The organism is Roseovarius sp., assembly GCF_030373445.1.
In the GTDB taxonomy this organism is placed as follows: domain Bacteria; phylum Pseudomonadota; class Alphaproteobacteria; order Rhodobacterales; family Rhodobacteraceae; genus Roseovarius.
Window position 1 is genome coordinate 88,693 of record NZ_JAUCYU010000015.1, and the last position, 14,663, is coordinate 103,355.

At 65.8% G+C, this 14,663-nt stretch carries 17 protein-coding genes; 5 read left to right on the top strand and 12 right to left on the bottom strand.

What is annotated here, in order from left to right:
- Positions 1-25: 25 nt before the first annotated feature.
- From QUV18_RS22070 to QUV18_RS22120, 11 genes are all read right to left on the bottom strand, one after another.
- Positions 26-2,224 carry a 3-hydroxyacyl-CoA dehydrogenase NAD-binding domain-containing protein gene (locus QUV18_RS22070; RefSeq protein ID WP_300896324.1) on the bottom strand — a complete coding sequence of 733 codons (2,199 nt, stop codon included), beginning with the start codon at positions 2,222-2,224 and terminating at the stop codon, positions 26-28.
- A 12-nt stretch (positions 2,225-2,236) separates the two neighbouring features.
- Positions 2,237-2,752 carry an NADAR family protein gene (locus tag QUV18_RS22075; protein WP_300896325.1) on the bottom strand — a complete coding sequence of 172 codons (516 nt, stop codon included), beginning with the start codon at positions 2,750-2,752 and terminating at the stop codon, positions 2,237-2,239.
- A 5-nt stretch (positions 2,753-2,757) separates the two neighbouring features.
- Positions 2,758-2,886 carry a hypothetical protein gene (locus QUV18_RS22080; protein WP_300896326.1) on the bottom strand — a complete coding sequence of 43 codons (129 nt, stop codon included), beginning with the start codon at positions 2,884-2,886 and terminating at the stop codon, positions 2,758-2,760.
- Positions 2,883-3,356 carry a cupin domain-containing protein gene (locus QUV18_RS22085; protein ID WP_300896327.1) on the bottom strand — a complete coding sequence of 158 codons (474 nt, stop codon included), beginning with the start codon at positions 3,354-3,356 and terminating at the stop codon, positions 2,883-2,885. Before QUV18_RS22085 ends, QUV18_RS22080 begins: the two co-directional genes overlap by 4 nt.
- Positions 3,356-4,567: an acetyl-CoA C-acetyltransferase gene (locus QUV18_RS22090; RefSeq protein WP_300896328.1), complete on the bottom strand. Its 1,212-nt coding sequence runs from the start codon at positions 4,565-4,567 to the stop codon at positions 3,356-3,358. The genes QUV18_RS22085 and QUV18_RS22090 overlap by 1 nt, the downstream gene beginning before the upstream one ends.
- 13 nt (positions 4,568-4,580) lie before the next feature.
- Positions 4,581-5,219, bottom strand: a complete 639-nt coding sequence (locus QUV18_RS22095; protein WP_300896357.1) for a glutathione S-transferase family protein — start codon at positions 5,217-5,219, stop codon at positions 4,581-4,583.
- Positions 5,220-5,370: 151 nt separating this feature from the next.
- A complete protein-coding gene (locus QUV18_RS22100; RefSeq protein ID WP_300896358.1) occupies positions 5,371-6,531 on the bottom strand; it encodes an acyl-CoA dehydrogenase family protein in 1,161 nt (386 codons plus the stop codon).
- A gap of 13 nt (positions 6,532-6,544) precedes the next feature.
- Positions 6,545-7,090 (bottom strand): hypothetical protein, encoded by a 546-nt coding sequence (locus QUV18_RS22105; RefSeq protein WP_300896329.1) that lies wholly within the window; start codon positions 7,088-7,090, stop codon positions 6,545-6,547.
- A complete protein-coding gene (locus tag QUV18_RS22110; protein ID WP_300896330.1) occupies positions 7,087-7,299 on the bottom strand; it encodes a hypothetical protein in 213 nt (70 codons plus the stop codon). Before QUV18_RS22110 ends, QUV18_RS22105 begins: the two co-directional genes overlap by 4 nt.
- 55 nt (positions 7,300-7,354) lie before the next feature.
- Complete coding sequence (locus tag QUV18_RS22115; protein ID WP_300896331.1) at positions 7,355-9,133, bottom strand: acyl-CoA dehydrogenase C-terminal domain-containing protein; 1,779 nt, start codon at positions 9,131-9,133, stop codon at positions 7,355-7,357.
- Between the two features lie 51 nt (positions 9,134-9,184).
- Positions 9,185-9,586: a MerR family DNA-binding transcriptional regulator gene (locus tag QUV18_RS22120; RefSeq protein ID WP_300896332.1), complete on the bottom strand. Its 402-nt coding sequence runs from the start codon at positions 9,584-9,586 to the stop codon at positions 9,185-9,187.
- A gap of 304 nt (positions 9,587-9,890) precedes the next feature.
- On the opposite strand from QUV18_RS22120, the gene QUV18_RS22125 reads away from it, so the two are divergent.
- A complete protein-coding gene (locus tag QUV18_RS22125) occupies positions 9,891-10,667 on the top strand; it encodes a methyltransferase domain-containing protein (RefSeq protein WP_300896333.1) in 777 nt (258 codons plus the stop codon).
- A gap of 99 nt (positions 10,668-10,766) precedes the next feature.
- On the opposite strand, the gene QUV18_RS22130 is transcribed toward QUV18_RS22125, so the two are convergent.
- Positions 10,767-11,138: a MerR family DNA-binding transcriptional regulator gene (locus QUV18_RS22130; RefSeq protein WP_300896334.1), complete on the bottom strand. Its 372-nt coding sequence runs from the start codon at positions 11,136-11,138 to the stop codon at positions 10,767-10,769.
- A gap of 120 nt (positions 11,139-11,258) precedes the next feature.
- On the opposite strand from QUV18_RS22130, the gene QUV18_RS22135 reads away from it, so the two are divergent.
- The 4 genes from QUV18_RS22135 (at position 11,259) to QUV18_RS22150 (ending at position 14,440) form a co-directional block, all read left to right on the top strand.
- On the top strand, positions 11,259-11,681 hold the full coding sequence (locus QUV18_RS22135) for a PaaI family thioesterase (protein WP_300896335.1): 423 nt from the start codon (positions 11,259-11,261) through the stop codon (positions 11,679-11,681).
- Positions 11,681-12,190, top strand: a complete 510-nt coding sequence (locus tag QUV18_RS22140) for a PaaI family thioesterase (protein ID WP_300896336.1) — start codon at positions 11,681-11,683, stop codon at positions 12,188-12,190. The genes QUV18_RS22135 and QUV18_RS22140 overlap by 1 nt, the downstream gene beginning before the upstream one ends.
- The gene (locus QUV18_RS22145; RefSeq protein WP_300896337.1) at positions 12,183-13,502 is read left to right on the top strand and encodes an MATE family efflux transporter; all 1,320 of its coding nucleotides are present in this window, start codon (positions 12,183-12,185) and stop codon (positions 13,500-13,502) included. The genes QUV18_RS22140 and QUV18_RS22145 overlap by 8 nt, the downstream gene beginning before the upstream one ends.
- A gap of 119 nt (positions 13,503-13,621) precedes the next feature.
- Entirely contained in the window at positions 13,622-14,440 is an 819-nt protein-coding gene (locus tag QUV18_RS22150) for a bifunctional allantoicase/(S)-ureidoglycine aminohydrolase (protein ID WP_300896338.1), read from the top strand.
- Positions 14,441-14,663 lie beyond the last annotated feature (223 nt).

Genomic DNA, 14,663 nt, shown 5'->3' on the forward strand with positions numbered 1-14,663 from the left:
GTTTTTCAGCAGAGCACCTGAAAGGTCAGGCGGCCTGATCCTCGGAGGTGCCGAAGCGGGCGTAGAAGGTCTGGTTCTTCTCGGCCAGCTCGCGCAGCAGGTCGGGGGTGGTGAAGCGGGGGCCGAACTTCTCGGTCAGCTGATCGCAGCGCTCGGCGGCATAGGGAGCCCCGATGATGTCGAGCCACGAGAACGGCCCGCCGGACCAGGGCGCGAAGCCCCAGGCGAGGATGGCGCCCACGTCGCCTTCGCGGATGTCTTCGAGCACGCCTTCCTCCAGCGCGCGGACGGCTTCGAGCACCTGGGCGAACATCAGGCGGTGCTGCACCTCGATCAGGTCGGGCTGGTCTTCCGCGCGGGGGTACTTGTCTTGCAGACCCGGCCAGTAGCCCTGACGCTTGCCCTTCTCGTCGTAGTCGTAGAAGCCCGCCTTGGACTTGCGGCCCAGGCGCCCTTCGCCTTCCATCCAGAAGATGACCTCGTCGACGGCCTCGTCGGGGTAGTCGTCGCCCATCGCCGCCTTGGTCGCGCGGGCGATCTTGGCGCCGAGGTCGATGGAGGTTTCATCGACGAGTTGCAGCGGGCCCACCGGGAAGCCAAGCTGCCGCGCCGCGTTGTCGATGAGCGCGGGGGCGATGCCCTCGGCCACCATGCGGATGCCCTCGTTGATGTAGGGGATGATGCAGCGGTTGCAGTAGAAGAAGCGCGCGTCGTTCACCACAATCGGGGTTTTCCTGATCTGGCGGACATAGTCGAGCGCCTTGGCCACGGCGCGGGGGCCGGTCTCTTTCCCCTTGATGATCTCGACCAGCATCATCTTCTCGACGGGCGAGAAGAAGTGGATGCCGATGAATTGCTCGGGGGTGTCCGACGCCTTGGCCAGCTCGGTGATCGGCAGGGTCGAGGTGTTGGTGGCGAAGATGCAGTCGTCGCCCACATGGGCCAGCGCCTGTTTCGTCACCTCGGCCTTGACCTTGGGGTCTTCGAACACCGCCTCGATGATCAGGTCGCAGCCGTCGAGGGCCGCGTAATCGGTGGTGGCGGTGATGAGGTCGAGGGCCGCGGCCTTCTTCTCTTCGGTGGCCTTGCCGCGCTTGATGCCCTTGTCCATGTAATCGGCGGTGTAGGCTTTGCCCTTGTCGGCGGCCTCCTGTTTCTGGTCGATCAGCACGACCTGCATGCCGGCCATGGCCGAGACGAGGGAAATGCCCGCGCCCATCATGCCGGCGCCGAGGACGCCGACTTTCTTCACCCTCTGGTCGGGCACGTCGGGGCGGTTGGCGCCCTTCTCAAGCGCTTCCTTGTTGACGAAGAGCGACCGGATCATGGCCGAGGAGGACGGGTTCATCAGGACGTTGGTGAACCAGCGCGCCTCGATCTTGAGCGCGGTGTCGAAGGGGACAAGCGCGCCCTCGTAGACGGCGGAGAGGAGGGCCTTGGCGGCGGGGAAGGCGCCCTGGGTCTCCTTGTTCACCATGGCCGAGGCACCCACGAAGGTCATGAAGCCCGCCGGGTGGTAGGGGGCGCCGCCGGGCATCTTGTAGCCCTTCTCGTCCCACGGCTTGACGATCTGCGGTTCGCTCAGAACCCACTCCTTGGCCTTGGCGAGCAGCTCCTCGGGGGCCACGACCTCGTCGACCACGCCGGCGCTCTTGGCCTTTTTCGGGTCGTTCAGCTTGCCCTGCAGCAAGAGCGGCGAGGCCGCCATGGCGCCCAGCTTGCGGACAAGGCGGGTGGTGCCGCCCGCGCCGGGGAAAATGCCGACCATGATCTCGGGCAGGCCGATCTTGGCCTTGGGGTTGTCGGCGGCAAAGATGCGGTGGCAGGCGAGCGGGATTTCGAGGCCGATGCCGAGCGCCGTGCCGGGGAGGGCGGCGGCGATGGGCTTGCCGCCCTTGTTCTTGTCGTCCATCCCGCCGCGTTCGATCTTGCGCAGGATCCCGTGCATGTTCATCAGCCCCTCGAACAGGCCCTTGGCCGGCTCGTCGCCCGCCATGTCCTTCATTTTCGAGATGACGTTCAGGTCCATGCCGCCGGCAAAGCTGCCCTCCTTGCCGGAGGTGATGACGATGCCCTTGACCGCGTCATCGGCCAGCGCGTCGTCGATCAGCCCGTCGAGCACGGGCCAGGCTTCCATGGTCATCACGTTCATGGACTTGCCTTCGGTGTCCCAGGTGATGACGGCGACGCCATCGGCGCCTTTTTCCATCGTGAAATCAGTCATTTGGTCTGTCTCCTATTCACCAGCCATGCAGGCCGCTGCTTCGGCCGGGTGCCGGGTTGAAAGTTCGTCGCGGATCTCGGTCAGGATCCGGCCCAAGAGGTTCTGGCCGGGCCAGTCGGCCACGGGGGTTTGCGCGGCGGTGTCGGCGTCGAGGCCGATGCCCCAGATCGTGTCCATCGGGCTGGCTTCGGCCAGGGGCTTCGGCGCGGTCTGGAAGAGCTTGCGCCGGAGGCCCTTGTTCTGGTCGAACTTGGCGAGGTTGACCTCCCGGACGAGGGCATAGCGGCCATTGGCCCATGTGCCTTCGTCAAAGCCCCTTACCGTGCGGCCGAGCGCCTTCTGCTTGCCCGGGTCCTGTGCGGCGAGGATCTGGCTCGCGGTGTCCCGGTCCTCGAACATCAGGGCCTTGCCGTACATCATCGCCTGTTCCGCGCAGTTGAATTCGACCTCCCACAGGGACATCCGGCAGGGCTGCCATTGGCTGAACGGCCCTGACCAGAAGAAGTGATATCCCTGCGGGGTGGTCATTGCGCTTACACCCGCTCGATGACGGTGGCGGCGTCCCTGCCGGAGGCGACGCAGAGCGTGGCGAGGCCGCACTCCTTGTCGGAGCGTTCCAGATCGGCGCCATCGGCGCCTTTTTCCATCGTGAAATCAGTCATTTGTTGTCTCCCGTGTAAGGGGTTCCGTCCTTGCGCGTGTAGGTGAAACCTTCCGCGGTCTGGGTCGCTTTGAGGTCGAGATCGCTGTACCAGGCGGTCTCGGTCGGGGTGCGGGTGCCGATGACGAGGAAGCGGGCCTCCTCGTCCGTGTCGTTGACGAGCTGGTGGCCGTTGCCGTCGCCCGCCCTGAAGGCGGCGCAGTCTCCGGGCTGCATCGGGTGGCGGCCTGAATCGTCGATGAGCGTGCAGCGGCCGGAGATCACCATCACGAACTCGTCCTGCTGCTCGTGCCAGTGGCGGAGCGAGGATTTCCCGCCGGGGGCAAGGATGACGATATTCGCCCCGAACTGGGTGAGCCCGCCTTCGTCGCCCACGCGCAGGAACGAGCGGCCCGCCACCTCGGCGTCGAGCGGCGCCGGGTAGCTCGAACCCGTGCGGAGCGGCAGGGCGGAGAGGTCGATCTTCGGCATCACACCCGCTCGATGATGGTGGCCGCGCCCATGCCGGAGGCGACGCAGAGCGTGGCAAGCCCGGTTTCCTTGTCCGAACGTTCGAGCTCGTCCAGCAGCGTGCCGAGGATCATCGCGCCGGTGGCGCCCAGCGGGTGGCCCATGGCGATGGCGCCGCCGTTGACGTTGACCTTCGAATGGTCGACGTCGAAGGCCTGCATGAAGCGGAGCACGACCGAGGAGAACGCCTCGTTCACCTCGAAGAGGTCGATGTCGGAAAGCGCCATGCCGCTGTCTTTCAGCGCCTTCTGCGTGGCCGGAACGGGGCCCGTCAGCATGATGGTCGGGTCGGTGCCCACCTTGGTGGTCTGGCGGATGCAGGCGCGGGGCTTGAGGCCGTATTTCTCGCCGAACGCCTTGGAGCCGATGAGCAGGCCCGCCGAGCCGTCGACGATGCCCGAGGAGTTGCCGGCGTGGTGGATGTGCTCGATCTTCTCCAGGTGGGGGTACTTGAGTTTCGCCACCGCGTCGAAGCCGGGCATGACCTCGCCCATCTCCTTGAAGGATGCCTTCAGCGCGCCGAGCGACTGCATGTCGGTGCCGGGGCGCATGTACTCGTCATGATCGAGGATGGTCAGGCCGTTCTGGTCCTTCACCTCGATGATGGAGCGGGCGAAGCGCTTGTCCTCCCACGCCTTGGCGGCGCGTTTCTGAGATTCGACGGCGAAGGCGTCGGCGTCATCGCGGGAGAAGCCGTACTCGGTGGCGATGATGTCGGCGGAAATGCCTTGCGGCACGAAATAGTTCTCCATCGCCACGGTCGGGTCGACGGCCACGGCGGCCCCGTCGGAGCCCATGGCCACGCGGCCCATCATCTCGACGCCGCCAGCGATGTAACCCTCGCCCGCGCCGCCCCGGATCTGGTTGGCGGCGAGGTTCACGGCCTCGAGGCCGGAGGCGCAGAAGCGGTTGATGGCAAGGCCCGGGATGCCCTCGTCAAGCTCGGAGGCCAGCACGGCGGTGCGGGCGAGGCAGCCGCCCTGTTCCATCACCTGGGTGACGTTGCCCCAGATCACGTCCTCGACGGCGCAGCCATCGAGCCCGTTGCGGTCTTTCAGCGCGTTCAGCACCTGGGCGGAAAGGCGCAGGGCGGTCACCTCGTGCAGGGCGCCGTCCTTGCGGCCCTTGCCACGGGGGGTGCGCACCGCGTCGTAGATATATGCGTCAGACATGAAGTCTCCTTTCTCAGGCCCGGTCGGCAGGGCTGCCGGGCATCAGGTCGTAGGGATGTTTCCAGCCCGGCGTGTTCTCGATGTTCGAGAGCCACCGGTCGATTTCGGGCCAGTCCTTGCGGTCGAAGCCGAAGGGTTCTGGGTAAAACAGGTAGGCGCAGCAGGACATGTCGGCATTGGTGATGCCGTCGCCGACGATCCAGTCGCGGCCCTGGAGATGGGCGTTCAGGACCGCATAGGCGGCCTTGAGCCGGCCCTGCATGAAGCCGATCACGTCGGCCGGGCGCTTGTCCTCGGGCAGAAAGTTCATCAGGAAGCGGGTCATGCCGGCCTGGCTCGACATCTTGTGATTGTCCCAGAAGACCCAGCGCAGCACCTCGTAGCGTTCGGCCTCGTCGCGGCCGCCGAACTTGCCGGTCTTGTCGGTGATGTATTGCTGGATCACGCCCGATTGCGAGGTCTTGAAATCGCCGTCGACCAGCACCGGCGCCTCGCCCATGGCGTTGATCTCGCCGCGATAGGCGTCGGAGCGGGTCTCGCCGTTGAAGAAGTCGACCTTGACCGGTTCCCAGTCGAGGCCGGACAGTTCCAGAGCCAGCGCCGCCTTGTAGGCGTTGCCGCTTTCGCCGAAGCAGTAGAGTTTCATGGTCATGGCGCGGTCCTCCCGTGCGTTGCGCGTGTGGGTGTCGTTGGATTCGAGTATTTTCGCCAAGAAGAAGCGGGGGTTGCGGTTCCCCTCGGGCTTCTTCTTGGGAAAAATACTCCCGCCGGAGGCTCCTGCCCGGGCGGCCGGGTGCGGCGGGTCAGGGTTTGGCGGTGAATGAGCGGGAAATCAGCTCCTTCATGATTTCGTTGGTGCCGCCGTAGATGCGTTGCACGCGGGCGTCGGCCCACATTTCGGCGATGTCGTACTCGGCCATGTAGCCATAGCCGCCGTGAAGCTGGACGCATTCGTCGAGCACCTCGAACTGGGTGTCGGAGATCCAGTATTTTGCCATGGCGGCCTTTTCGACGGATAGCGCGCCGCGCAGGTGTTCGGCGATGCATTCGTCGAGAAAGGCGCGGGCGACGCGGGTCTTGGTCAGGCATTCGGCCAGCTTGAAGCGGGTGTTCTGGAACTGCATGATCGGGCCGCCGAAGGCCTGGCGTTCGTTGGCATAGGCGATGGTGCGTTCGACGCCGCCTTCCAGCGCGCCCTGGGCGCCGCAGGCGATGATCAGGCGTTCCTGGGGAAGTTGCTGCATCATCTGGATGAAGCCGCGGCCTTCCTCGCCGCCGAGGATGTTCTCGGGCGGGACGGCGACGTCGTCGAAGAAGAGCTCGGAGGTGTCGCCGGCGTGGAGGCCCGATTTCTCGAGGTTGCGGCCACGGGTGAAGCCCTCGGCCCTTTCGGTTTCGATGGCGACGAGGGAGATGCCCTTGGCGCCCTGCGAGGGGTCGGTCTTGGCGGCGACGAGGATGAGGTCGGCGTGCTGGCCGTTGGTGATGAAGGTCTTCTGGCCCGAGACGCGGTAGGCGTTGCCGTCGCGCACCGCCTTGGTCTTCATGCCCTGGAGGTCGGAGCCCGCGGCCGGTTCGGTCATCGCCAGCGCGCCCACCATCTCGCCCGAGACCATCTTGGGCAGCCAGCGCTTCTTCTGATCTTCGGAGCCGTAGGCGAGGATGTAGTGGGCCACGATACCGGAATGAATCGGGTTGCCCCAGCTTGCGAGGTTGGCGCGGGACTGTTCGATGCAGATCACCGCCTCGTGGCCGAAATCGCCGCCGGCGCCGCCGTATTCCTCGGGAATGGAGGGGCAGAGGAGGCCCAATTCGCCCGCCTGGGTCCAGGTGTCGCGGTCCATGATGCCGGCCTTGCGCCAGCGCTCGAAATGCGGGCGCCATTCGTCGGTAATGAACTTCGCCGTCATTTCCGAGAGCATCTGGTGTTCGTCGGTCATCCATGCGGAGCGGGTCTGGTGCATGTCTTTCATCGGATCACTCGCTCCCTTGCGTTGCGCTGCCTTCGGAAAAATCGACGCCCTCGTAATCCGGGTAGGCGGCCTCGAGAACGCCGACCTGTTGAGCATCGTCGATGCGGACGAGGTACCAGGCGTCGCCGTCCTGGAACGCCAGCGTCACGGTGTCGGAGCGCCGGGCCTCATCCTGCCCGTCGCGGCGGACATACGCGGTGGTCGGGATCAGCACGTAGACGCGCCCCGCGGAGGTTTCCCTGACCTTGGCCGAGGCAAGATCGATCCGGTACTCCTCGATCGAGGCGGTTTTCATCATCCCGGCAAGCGCCTGCTTCATCGCCGTCAGAACCTGTGCCTCGGTGATGTCGTAGGTTTCCGACGTGGTCGCGAGGATGCCCGGGGGGATCACGGTGAAGACCGCGTCGATGTCGCCCTGCTCGAAGGCCTGTTCGAAGCTGTCTATGCGCGCCTGCAGGCTTGCCTGTTCGGCCTGCGTGAGGTCGCGGGCCGCGACGGGGGCGGCCAGCAGCAGGCAGACGGCGAGCGTTCCGGGCAGGCGGCGGATCATCGTTTGCGCGCCTCGAGTTCAGAATTGAAGAGGCGCAGCCGGTGGGAGAACGTGTCCTCGTTGATCACGCTGTCGAAGTTTTCGAAGAGGAAGGAAAGCGCCTCGCCCTCGTCGAGCCCGGCTTCCTGCGCGAATTTCTTCAGGCGCCTGTAGGCGTCTTCGGTCATCGCGGCGTTGAAGCGGCGCGTCAGACGGAATCGTTTCGGCATCTTTCCTCCCCTCGAAAATCCCTCTCGTAGGGTGCGCTTCAGCGCACCCCCTTCGTCAAAACAGCTCGGCCTCCAGCTCCATCACCGGGTCGGCGCCGCTTTCGATGCGCTTGAGGTGCATCGCGGTCGCCGGCAGGCGGCGGGACATGTAATAGCGCCCCGTCTTGAGCTTGGCCTTGTAGAAGGCCTCGTCCGAGGTGCCGCCCTCGAGCGCCGCGTGCGAGACCTTGGCCATCTTCGCCCACATCAGGCCGATGCAGACATGGCCGAAAAGATGCATGAAGTCATACGATCCCGCCAGTGCCGCGTTGGGGTTTTTCATGCCGTTCTGCATGAAGAACATGCCCGCGGATTGCAGGTGCTTGGAGGATTCCTTGAGCGGGTCGAGGAAATCCTTCTTGAGCGCCTCGTTGCCCTCGTTCTCCTTGATGAAGGTCTTCACCATCTCGAAGAAGGCCATCACGTGCTTGCCGCTGTCGGCGGCGAGCTTGCGGCCGACGAGGTCGAGCGCCTGCACGCCGTTGGCGCCTTCGTAGATCATCGCGATCCGGGCGTCGCGGGCGAACTGGGACATGCCCCATTCCTCGATATAGCCGTGGCCGCCATAGACCTGCTGGGCGAGGATGGTCATGTCGAAGCCTTCATCGGTCATGAAGCCCTTGATCACGGGCGTCAGGAGCGAGATCAGCCCCTCGGCATCGGCATCGCCCGCGCGGTGCGAGCGATCGATCATCTCGGCGCCCCAGAGGAGGAAGGCGCGGGCGCCCTCGACGAAGCTTTTCTGGTCGAGCAGGGCGCGGCGGATGTCCGGGTGGACGATCAGCGGGTCGGCCGGGCCGTCGGGGTTCTTGACGCCGGTCACGTCGCGGCCCTGGAGCCGGTCCTTGGCGTATTCGAGCGCGTTCTGGTAGGCGACTTCGGCTTGCGCCAGGCCTTGCATGCCGACGCCGAGCCGGGCCTCGTTCATCATGGTGAACATGGCGCGCATGCCCTTGTGCTCTTCGCCGAGGAGGTAGCCCGTCGCCCCGTCGTAGTTCATCACGCAGGTCGAGTTGCCGTGGATGCCCATCTTCTCCTCGATCTTGCCGCAGGAGACGCCGTTGCGCTCGCCGAGTGAGCCGTCTTCCTTGACCATGAACTTGGGCACGATGAAGAGCGAGACGCCCTTGATGCCCTCGGGGCCGCCGGGAATCTTGGCGAGGACAAGGTGGATGATGTTGTCGGCCATGTCGTGTTCGCCGGACGAGATGAAGATCTTCTGGCCGGTGATCCGGTAGCTGCCATCGTCCTGCGGGTCGGCCTTGGTGCGCATGAGCCCGAGATCGGTGCCGCAATGCGGCTCGGTCAGGTTCATGGTGCCGGTCCAGTCGCAGGAGGCCATCTTGGGCAGGTAGGTCTCTTTCTGCTGGTCGGTGCCGTGGGCGAGGATCGCCGAGGCGGCGCCATGGGTCAGGCCCTGGTACATGGTGAAGGCCTGGTTGGCGGCCGAGAACATCTCGCCCACCGCGGTGCCGAGGATGTAGGGCATGTTCTGTCCGCCATATTGCTCGGGCAGGTCGAGAGCCGTCCAGCCGCCGGCGCGCACCTCGTCGAAGGCGGCCTTGAAGCCCGCGGGCGTGCGCACGACGCCGTTCTCGAGGCGGCAGCCCTCGGTATCGCCCACCACGTTCAGCGGCGTCAGCAGGTCGCGGGCGATCTTGCCCGCCTCTTCCAGCACCGCGCCGGTGAAGTCGGCGTCGAGCTCGGCATAGCCGGGCGTGCCGGAGGCCGATACGTTTAGCATGTCATGCAGGATGAACTGCATGTCCTTGGTGGGGGGCGTGTAGCTCGGCATGGTCGTCTCTCTCCCTTTGTCCCTCGGGGGCCGGTCCGGCTTTGGGCCGGATTACTCGGCGGCGTTCTTCTGCTGGCGGATCGAGGCGATCATCTTCTCGCCCCACTTCATCTGCCCGCGCAGTTCCTCTATTGCGCCGTTCAGCTCGTCGCGCTGCTGGACCAGCTCGGCGAGGCGTTTCTCGGCGAGGTGATAGGTCTCGGTCAGCTGGGTGAGCTGCTGGTCGCCCTTGTCGTAGAGGTCGAGCAACTGGCGGATTTCCTCGAGGCTGAAGCCGAAGCGCTTGCCGCGCAGGATCAGCTTGAGGCGCGCACGGTCGCGCTTGGTGAAAAGGCGCTTCTGCCCCACCCGGCGGGGGAACAGCAGCTCCTTGGATTCGTAGAAACGCAGGGTGCGCGGAGTCACGTCGAAGGCGTCGCACATCTCGCGAATGCTCATCGTTTCGTCGGTCATTGGTTCGCTCGTTATCATTACGTCAACTTGTACTTACCTGCGCATCCGGCCCCGTGGTTACAACAGGGTTCCATGTTGACGTAACTACTACGTTGCGTCACTTTGAGATGACGTAAGATCAGGCAAGGGAAACAGGCTTTTGCGGCAATTTCCTGAGCCTGACGGGCGGCAAAAATCTGCTGGTCCGGCGGGTTCTTGCCGGTTTTCGGCGGGGCCGGAGGCAGTGAGTCGGGCTTGTGCAGGGGGGCGGTATGCATAAGTCTGGTGTTCACATTTCAGCAATTCCACAGAACCGGGGGCCCGGATGACCGACGACCTTTACGACGATCAGACCATCACCTTTCTCGAAGAGCTCTGGGGCGAGGGGTTCCTGTCGCCCGGCGGGCCGGACGAGGTGCGGCGGGTGCTGCACGGGGTGGATATCACCGGCAAGCGGGTGCTGGATATCGGCTGTGGCTCGGGCGCCTGCGCGGTGCTGATCGCCCATGACCTTGGCGCCGACCATGTCACCGGCATCGATGTGGAGGAGCCGGTCTGCGGCGCGGCACGGCGGCGGGCCGAGGAGGCCGGGCTGTCGGAGCGGATCAAGGTGGAGAAGGTCGAGCCGGGGCCGTTCCCGTTTCCGGACGGGAGCTTCGACGTGGTGTTTTCCAAGGATTCGATCATCCACATTCCCGACAAGGCGGCGATGGCGAAGGAGGCGTTCCGGATCCTGAAGCCGGGCGGCATGTTCGCGGCGTCGGACTGGCTGATCGGGCATGATGACGACCCGTCGCCGGAGATGGTGGAGTATATCAAGTCTGAGGACCTCGATTTCGCCATGGCCTCGCCCGCGACCTACGAGACGGCGATGCGGGAGGCCGGGTTCGAGGAGGTCGAGCTGGTGAACCGGAACCCCTGGTATGCGGAAGTGGCGGCGGAGGAACTGGCGTGGCTGACCGGGGACACGCGGCCGGGGCTGGAAGAGCGGCACGGCAAGGAGTTCATCGGCCACCAGGTGGAGACCTGGACGAAGATGCTGCGGGTGCTGGAGAAGGGCGAGCATTGCCCGCATCACATCCGGGGGAAAAAGCCGGAGTGATCTTGGAGTGGGGTGTGGTGGGTTTCACCCACCCTACGGGTTGCCGCGCGGGGCAATGGTCGGCGCGGGGTCCCGGCTCGGGGGCCGGGACGGGGAGTGTCACGAGGTGAAGTTCTTCGCTACCTCGTCGCGGGTGTCGCGGAGTTCGGTCATGGCCTCTTCGAGCTGGGCGCGCTGGCGGTCGAGTTCGGCGAGCTTCCGGTCGGCCATCTCGACCCAGTTGCGCATCTGGGCCTCGGTGCCTTCCTCCTCGTAGATCTCCAGCCACTGGCGGATTTCCTCGAGCGCGAAGCCCCAGCGGCGGCCGCGCAGGATGAGGGTCAGGCGGGCCACCTCGCGGGGGCCATAATAGCGCGAGCGGCCGTCGCGTTCGGGGCTGAGCAGCTCGATATATTCGTAATAGCGCAGGGTGCGCGGGGTCACGTCGAATTTCGCGCACATTTCCTTGAATGACAGGCGGTGTTCCGGCATCGTTCAGGCTCTCCCTTCATGGAAAGTAGAACCATGCGCGGCGCAGGGCAACTGCCGGTCTTGCGGCCCGGGGCGGTTCCGGCTCATAAAGGGTGCGGCACGGGCAAGAAGGGGAGGCGCATGGGCGTCGACAAGACGAAGATCGCCGAGCAGTTCATCAAGGCCATCCCGCATTCGGAAGCGCTGGGGATGACGGTGACCCGGATCGAGGAAGGATTTGCCACGATCGAGATGCCCTATGACGACCGTTTCGTCGGCGACCCGAAGACGGGTGTCATCCATGGCGGCGCGGTGTCGGCGCTGATGGATACCTGTTGCGGGGCGGCGGCGCTGAGCCATCCGGCCAATGGCGGCTCGACCGCGACCATCGATTTGCGCATCGACTACATGCGCCCCGCCACCCCCGGCCAGCGCATCCGGGCCGAGGCCGAGTGTTTCCACGTGACCCGCACCGTGGCCTTCGTGCGGGCGCGAGCGATGGACGACGACGCCGACCGGCCCGTTGCCACCGCGACCGGCACTTTCACGACGGGGAAGACCTGATGGCGCGCGAGAAGCCCGAACCGGTACAGGTGATCAAGCAGCGCCGCGACGCCGCGCTTCACGCGCTGGTGGACGGGGTGCCCTATATCCGCTTCCTGGGGATCGAGTTCGACCGGCGAGGCGACGAGCTGACCGCGATCATGCCGTTCAAGGACGACCTGATCGGCAACCCGGCGCTTCCGGCGATTCATGGCGGGGCGACGGCCGCCTTCCTCGAGGTGTCGTCGATCATCGGGCTGAGCTGGGCGATGCTGTGGGACGAGATCGAGAGCGGGCGGCTGGACCCCGACAGGCTGGTGGCGGGCGACCTGCCGAGCCTGCCGAAGACGATCAGCTTCACGGTGGATTACCTGCGCTCGGGCCTGCCGCGGGATGCCTATTCCCGCGCCAGGGTCAAGCGTTCGGGCCGGCGCTATGCCAGCGTGCATGTGGAGGCGTGGCAGGACAACCGCGCCCGTCCGTTTGCGCAGGCCACCGGCCATTTCCTGATGCCGCGCGGGGATGGCTGAGGGGCCGCGCGCGATCACGCACGCCCGTGTCCTGCGGATCGCCCTTCCGATCGTGATTTCCAATGCCACGGTGCCCATCCTGGGCGCCGTCGATACCGGCGTGGTGGGCCAGATGGGCCTTGCCGCGCCGATCGGGGCGGTGGGGATCGGGGCGGTGATCCTGACCGCCGTCTACTGGCTGTTCGGGTTTCTGCGGATGGGCACCACGGGCCTGACCAGCCAGGCGCTGGGCGCGGGGCAGGCGGGGGAGGTGGCGGCGCTGCTGACCCGGTCGCTGATGATCGGGCTGACGGGGGGCGTGCTGTTCATCCTGTTGCAGGGGCCGGTTTTCGACGTGGCTTTCCGGGTCTCGCCCGCCAGTGACGAGGTCGAGGGGCTGGCGCGGGAGTACATGGCGATAAGGGTGTGGAGCGGGCCCGCGCTGATCGCCATGTACGGCGTGACCGGCTGGCTGATCGCGCAGGAGCGGACGGGGGCGGTGCTGGCCATACAGGTGGCGATGAACGGGCTGAATATCGGGCTCGACCTGTGGTTCGTGCTGGGGCTCGACTGGGGCGTGACCGGCGTGGCCTGGGCGACCTTCATCGCAGAGTGGTCGGGGCTGGCGCTGGGCCTGTGGTTCTGCCGGGCGGCGTTCCGGGTGCCGGCCTGGCGCGACTGGCCGCGGGTGTTCGACCCGGTGCAGTTGCGCCGGATGGCGGGCGTGAACCGCGATATCCTGCTGCGGTCGCTGATGCTGGAGACGGTGTTCGTGTCGTTCCTGTTCCTTGGCGCGGATTTCGGCGACGTGACGCTGGCCGCGAACCAGGTGCTGTTGCAGTTCCTGCATATCGTGTCGAACGCGCTGGACGGGCTGGCCTTTGCCGTCGAGACCATGGTGGGGCAGGCGGTGGGCCGGCGCGACGGGGCGATGCTCCGGCGCGGGGCGCTGGTGACGAGCCTCTGGGGGGTGATCATCTCGGTCGGGCTGGCGCTGGTGTTCTGGGCGTTCGGGGGGATGATCATCGACCTGATGGCCAAGGCGCCCGAGGTGCAGGCGGCGGGGCGCGAGTACCTTGTCTACATGGTGGTGGCGCCGGTGCTGGGGGTGGCGGCCTACATGCTGGACGGCATTTTCGTCGGCGCGACGCGGGCCGGGGACATGCGCAACATGATGGCGGTGAGTTTGCTGGTCTACGGGGTGGCGGTGGTGCTGCTGGTGCCGTGGCTGGGCAATCACGGGCTGTGGGTGGCGCTTCTGATCAGCTTCGTGGCCCGTGGCGTGACGCTGGGGCTGCGCTATCCGGCGTTGGAGGCGGCGGCGCGGGGCTGAGGCGATCTTCAGGCAAAAGCTGATTGTCCTTCAGCCGGGCGGGGGCGGTTTATGCGTTGCCTTGGCGGCGCGGCGGGGCTTTGCTTGGGGGTGATCCCGAACCTGATGGAAAGCCGCCCATGACCGACCGTAGCTATTATTCCCCCGAGGGCGGCTTGCCGCCGCAGACCGGCCTGCTGACCGACCGGGCCGTGTTCACCGAAGCTTATGCCGTGCTGCCGCGGGGCACGATGCGGGACATCGTGACCTCGCGCCTGCCGCATTGGGAAGGGACGCGGCTGTGGGTTCTGGCAAGGCCGCTGTCGGGGTTCGCCGAGACGTTTTCCCATTACATCATGGAGGTTTCGCCCGGCGGCGGCTCGGCGAAGCCGGAGAGCAACGAGGAGGCCGAGGGGGTGCTGTTCGTGACCTCCGGCGCGGTGGTGGTGACGGTTGGCGGGGAAGAGCATCGGCTGGGCGAGGGGGGCTATGCCTACCTGCCTGCCGCCAGCGACTGGCGGCTGCGGAACGAGGGCGAGGGGCTGGCGGTGTTCCACTGGATCCGCAAGGCCTATGAGCCGGTCGAGGGGCTGGGCTGGCCCGAGCCGGTCTTTGCCGACGAGAAGACGGTGGCGCCACATCCTATGCCGGATACCGAGGGGCGCTGGGCCACGACGCGGTTTGTCGACCCCGAGGACATGCGCCACGACATGCACGTGACGATCGTGACGCTGGAGCCGGGCGCGGTGATCCCGTTCATGGAGACGCATGTGATGGAGCACGGTTTGTACGTGCTGGAGGGGAAGGCGGCCTACAAGTTGAACACCGACTGGGTCGAGGTGGAGGCGGGCGATTACATGTGGCTGCGGGCGTTTTGTCCGCAGGCCTGTTACGCGGGCGGGCCGGGGACGTTCCGCTACCTGCTCTACAAGGATGTGAACCGGCATATGGGGCTGTGAAGCGGAGTTAACTCAAACTTTATCGGATCGCCCGATGCTGCCTTTCGCCGTGACACTTCGCGGCGGAAGGAGGTGAGGACGCTGAACGAAAGCAAGTTCAGACTAGTCATGTTGGCCGTGGCGATCGCGACATTGATCGTGGCCATCATGCAGCTTTGGACAGGGCTTTAGGGTTCTGGTCAAAGAAGGCCCCGCGTAGCGGACACTACGCGGGGCTGATTTA

What these genes read in the sequence shown, in the direction of transcription:
- QUV18_RS22135 (WP_300896335.1), top strand. Translation starts at nt 11,259, where the DNA reads ATGGGCGTCGACAAGACGAAGATCGCCGAGCAGTTCATCAAGGCCATC.
- QUV18_RS22125 (WP_300896333.1), top strand. Translation starts at nt 9,891, where the DNA reads ATGACCGACGACCTTTACGACGATCAGACCATCACCTTTCTCGAAGAG.
- QUV18_RS22105 (WP_300896329.1), bottom strand. Translation starts at nt 7,090, where the DNA reads ATGATCCGCCGCCTGCCCGGAACGCTCGCCGTCTGCCTGCTGCTGGCC.
- QUV18_RS22070 (WP_300896324.1), bottom strand. Translation starts at nt 2,224, where the DNA reads ATGACTGATTTCACGATGGAAAAAGGCGCCGATGGCGTCGCCGTCATC.
- QUV18_RS22130 (WP_300896334.1), bottom strand. Translation starts at nt 11,138, where the DNA reads ATGCCGGAACACCGCCTGTCATTCAAGGAAATGTGCGCGAAATTCGAC.
- QUV18_RS22140 (WP_300896336.1), top strand. Translation starts at nt 11,681, where the DNA reads ATGGCGCGCGAGAAGCCCGAACCGGTACAGGTGATCAAGCAGCGCCGC.
- QUV18_RS22085 (WP_300896327.1), bottom strand. Translation starts at nt 3,356, where the DNA reads ATGCCGAAGATCGACCTCTCCGCCCTGCCGCTCCGCACGGGTTCGAGC.
- QUV18_RS22080 (WP_300896326.1), bottom strand. Translation starts at nt 2,886, where the DNA reads ATGACTGATTTCACGATGGAAAAAGGCGCCGATGGCGCCGATCTGGAA.
- QUV18_RS22075 (WP_300896325.1), bottom strand. Translation starts at nt 2,752, where the DNA reads ATGACCACCCCGCAGGGATATCACTTCTTCTGGTCAGGGCCGTTCAGC.
- QUV18_RS22150 (WP_300896338.1), top strand. Translation starts at nt 13,622, where the DNA reads ATGACCGACCGTAGCTATTATTCCCCCGAGGGCGGCTTGCCGCCGCAG.
- QUV18_RS22145 (WP_300896337.1), top strand. Translation starts at nt 12,183, where the DNA reads ATGGCTGAGGGGCCGCGCGCGATCACGCACGCCCGTGTCCTGCGGATC.
- QUV18_RS22095 (WP_300896357.1), bottom strand. Translation starts at nt 5,219, where the DNA reads ATGACCATGAAACTCTACTGCTTCGGCGAAAGCGGCAACGCCTACAAG.
- QUV18_RS22115 (WP_300896331.1), bottom strand. Translation starts at nt 9,133, where the DNA reads ATGCCGAGCTACACGCCCCCCACCAAGGACATGCAGTTCATCCTGCAT.
- QUV18_RS22110 (WP_300896330.1), bottom strand. Translation starts at nt 7,299, where the DNA reads ATGCCGAAACGATTCCGTCTGACGCGCCGCTTCAACGCCGCGATGACC.
- QUV18_RS22090 (WP_300896328.1), bottom strand. Translation starts at nt 4,567, where the DNA reads ATGTCTGACGCATATATCTACGACGCGGTGCGCACCCCCCGTGGCAAG.
- QUV18_RS22120 (WP_300896332.1), bottom strand. Translation starts at nt 9,586, where the DNA reads ATGACCGACGAAACGATGAGCATTCGCGAGATGTGCGACGCCTTCGAC.
- QUV18_RS22100 (WP_300896358.1), bottom strand. Translation starts at nt 6,531, where the DNA reads ATGCACCAGACCCGCTCCGCATGGATGACCGACGAACACCAGATGCTC.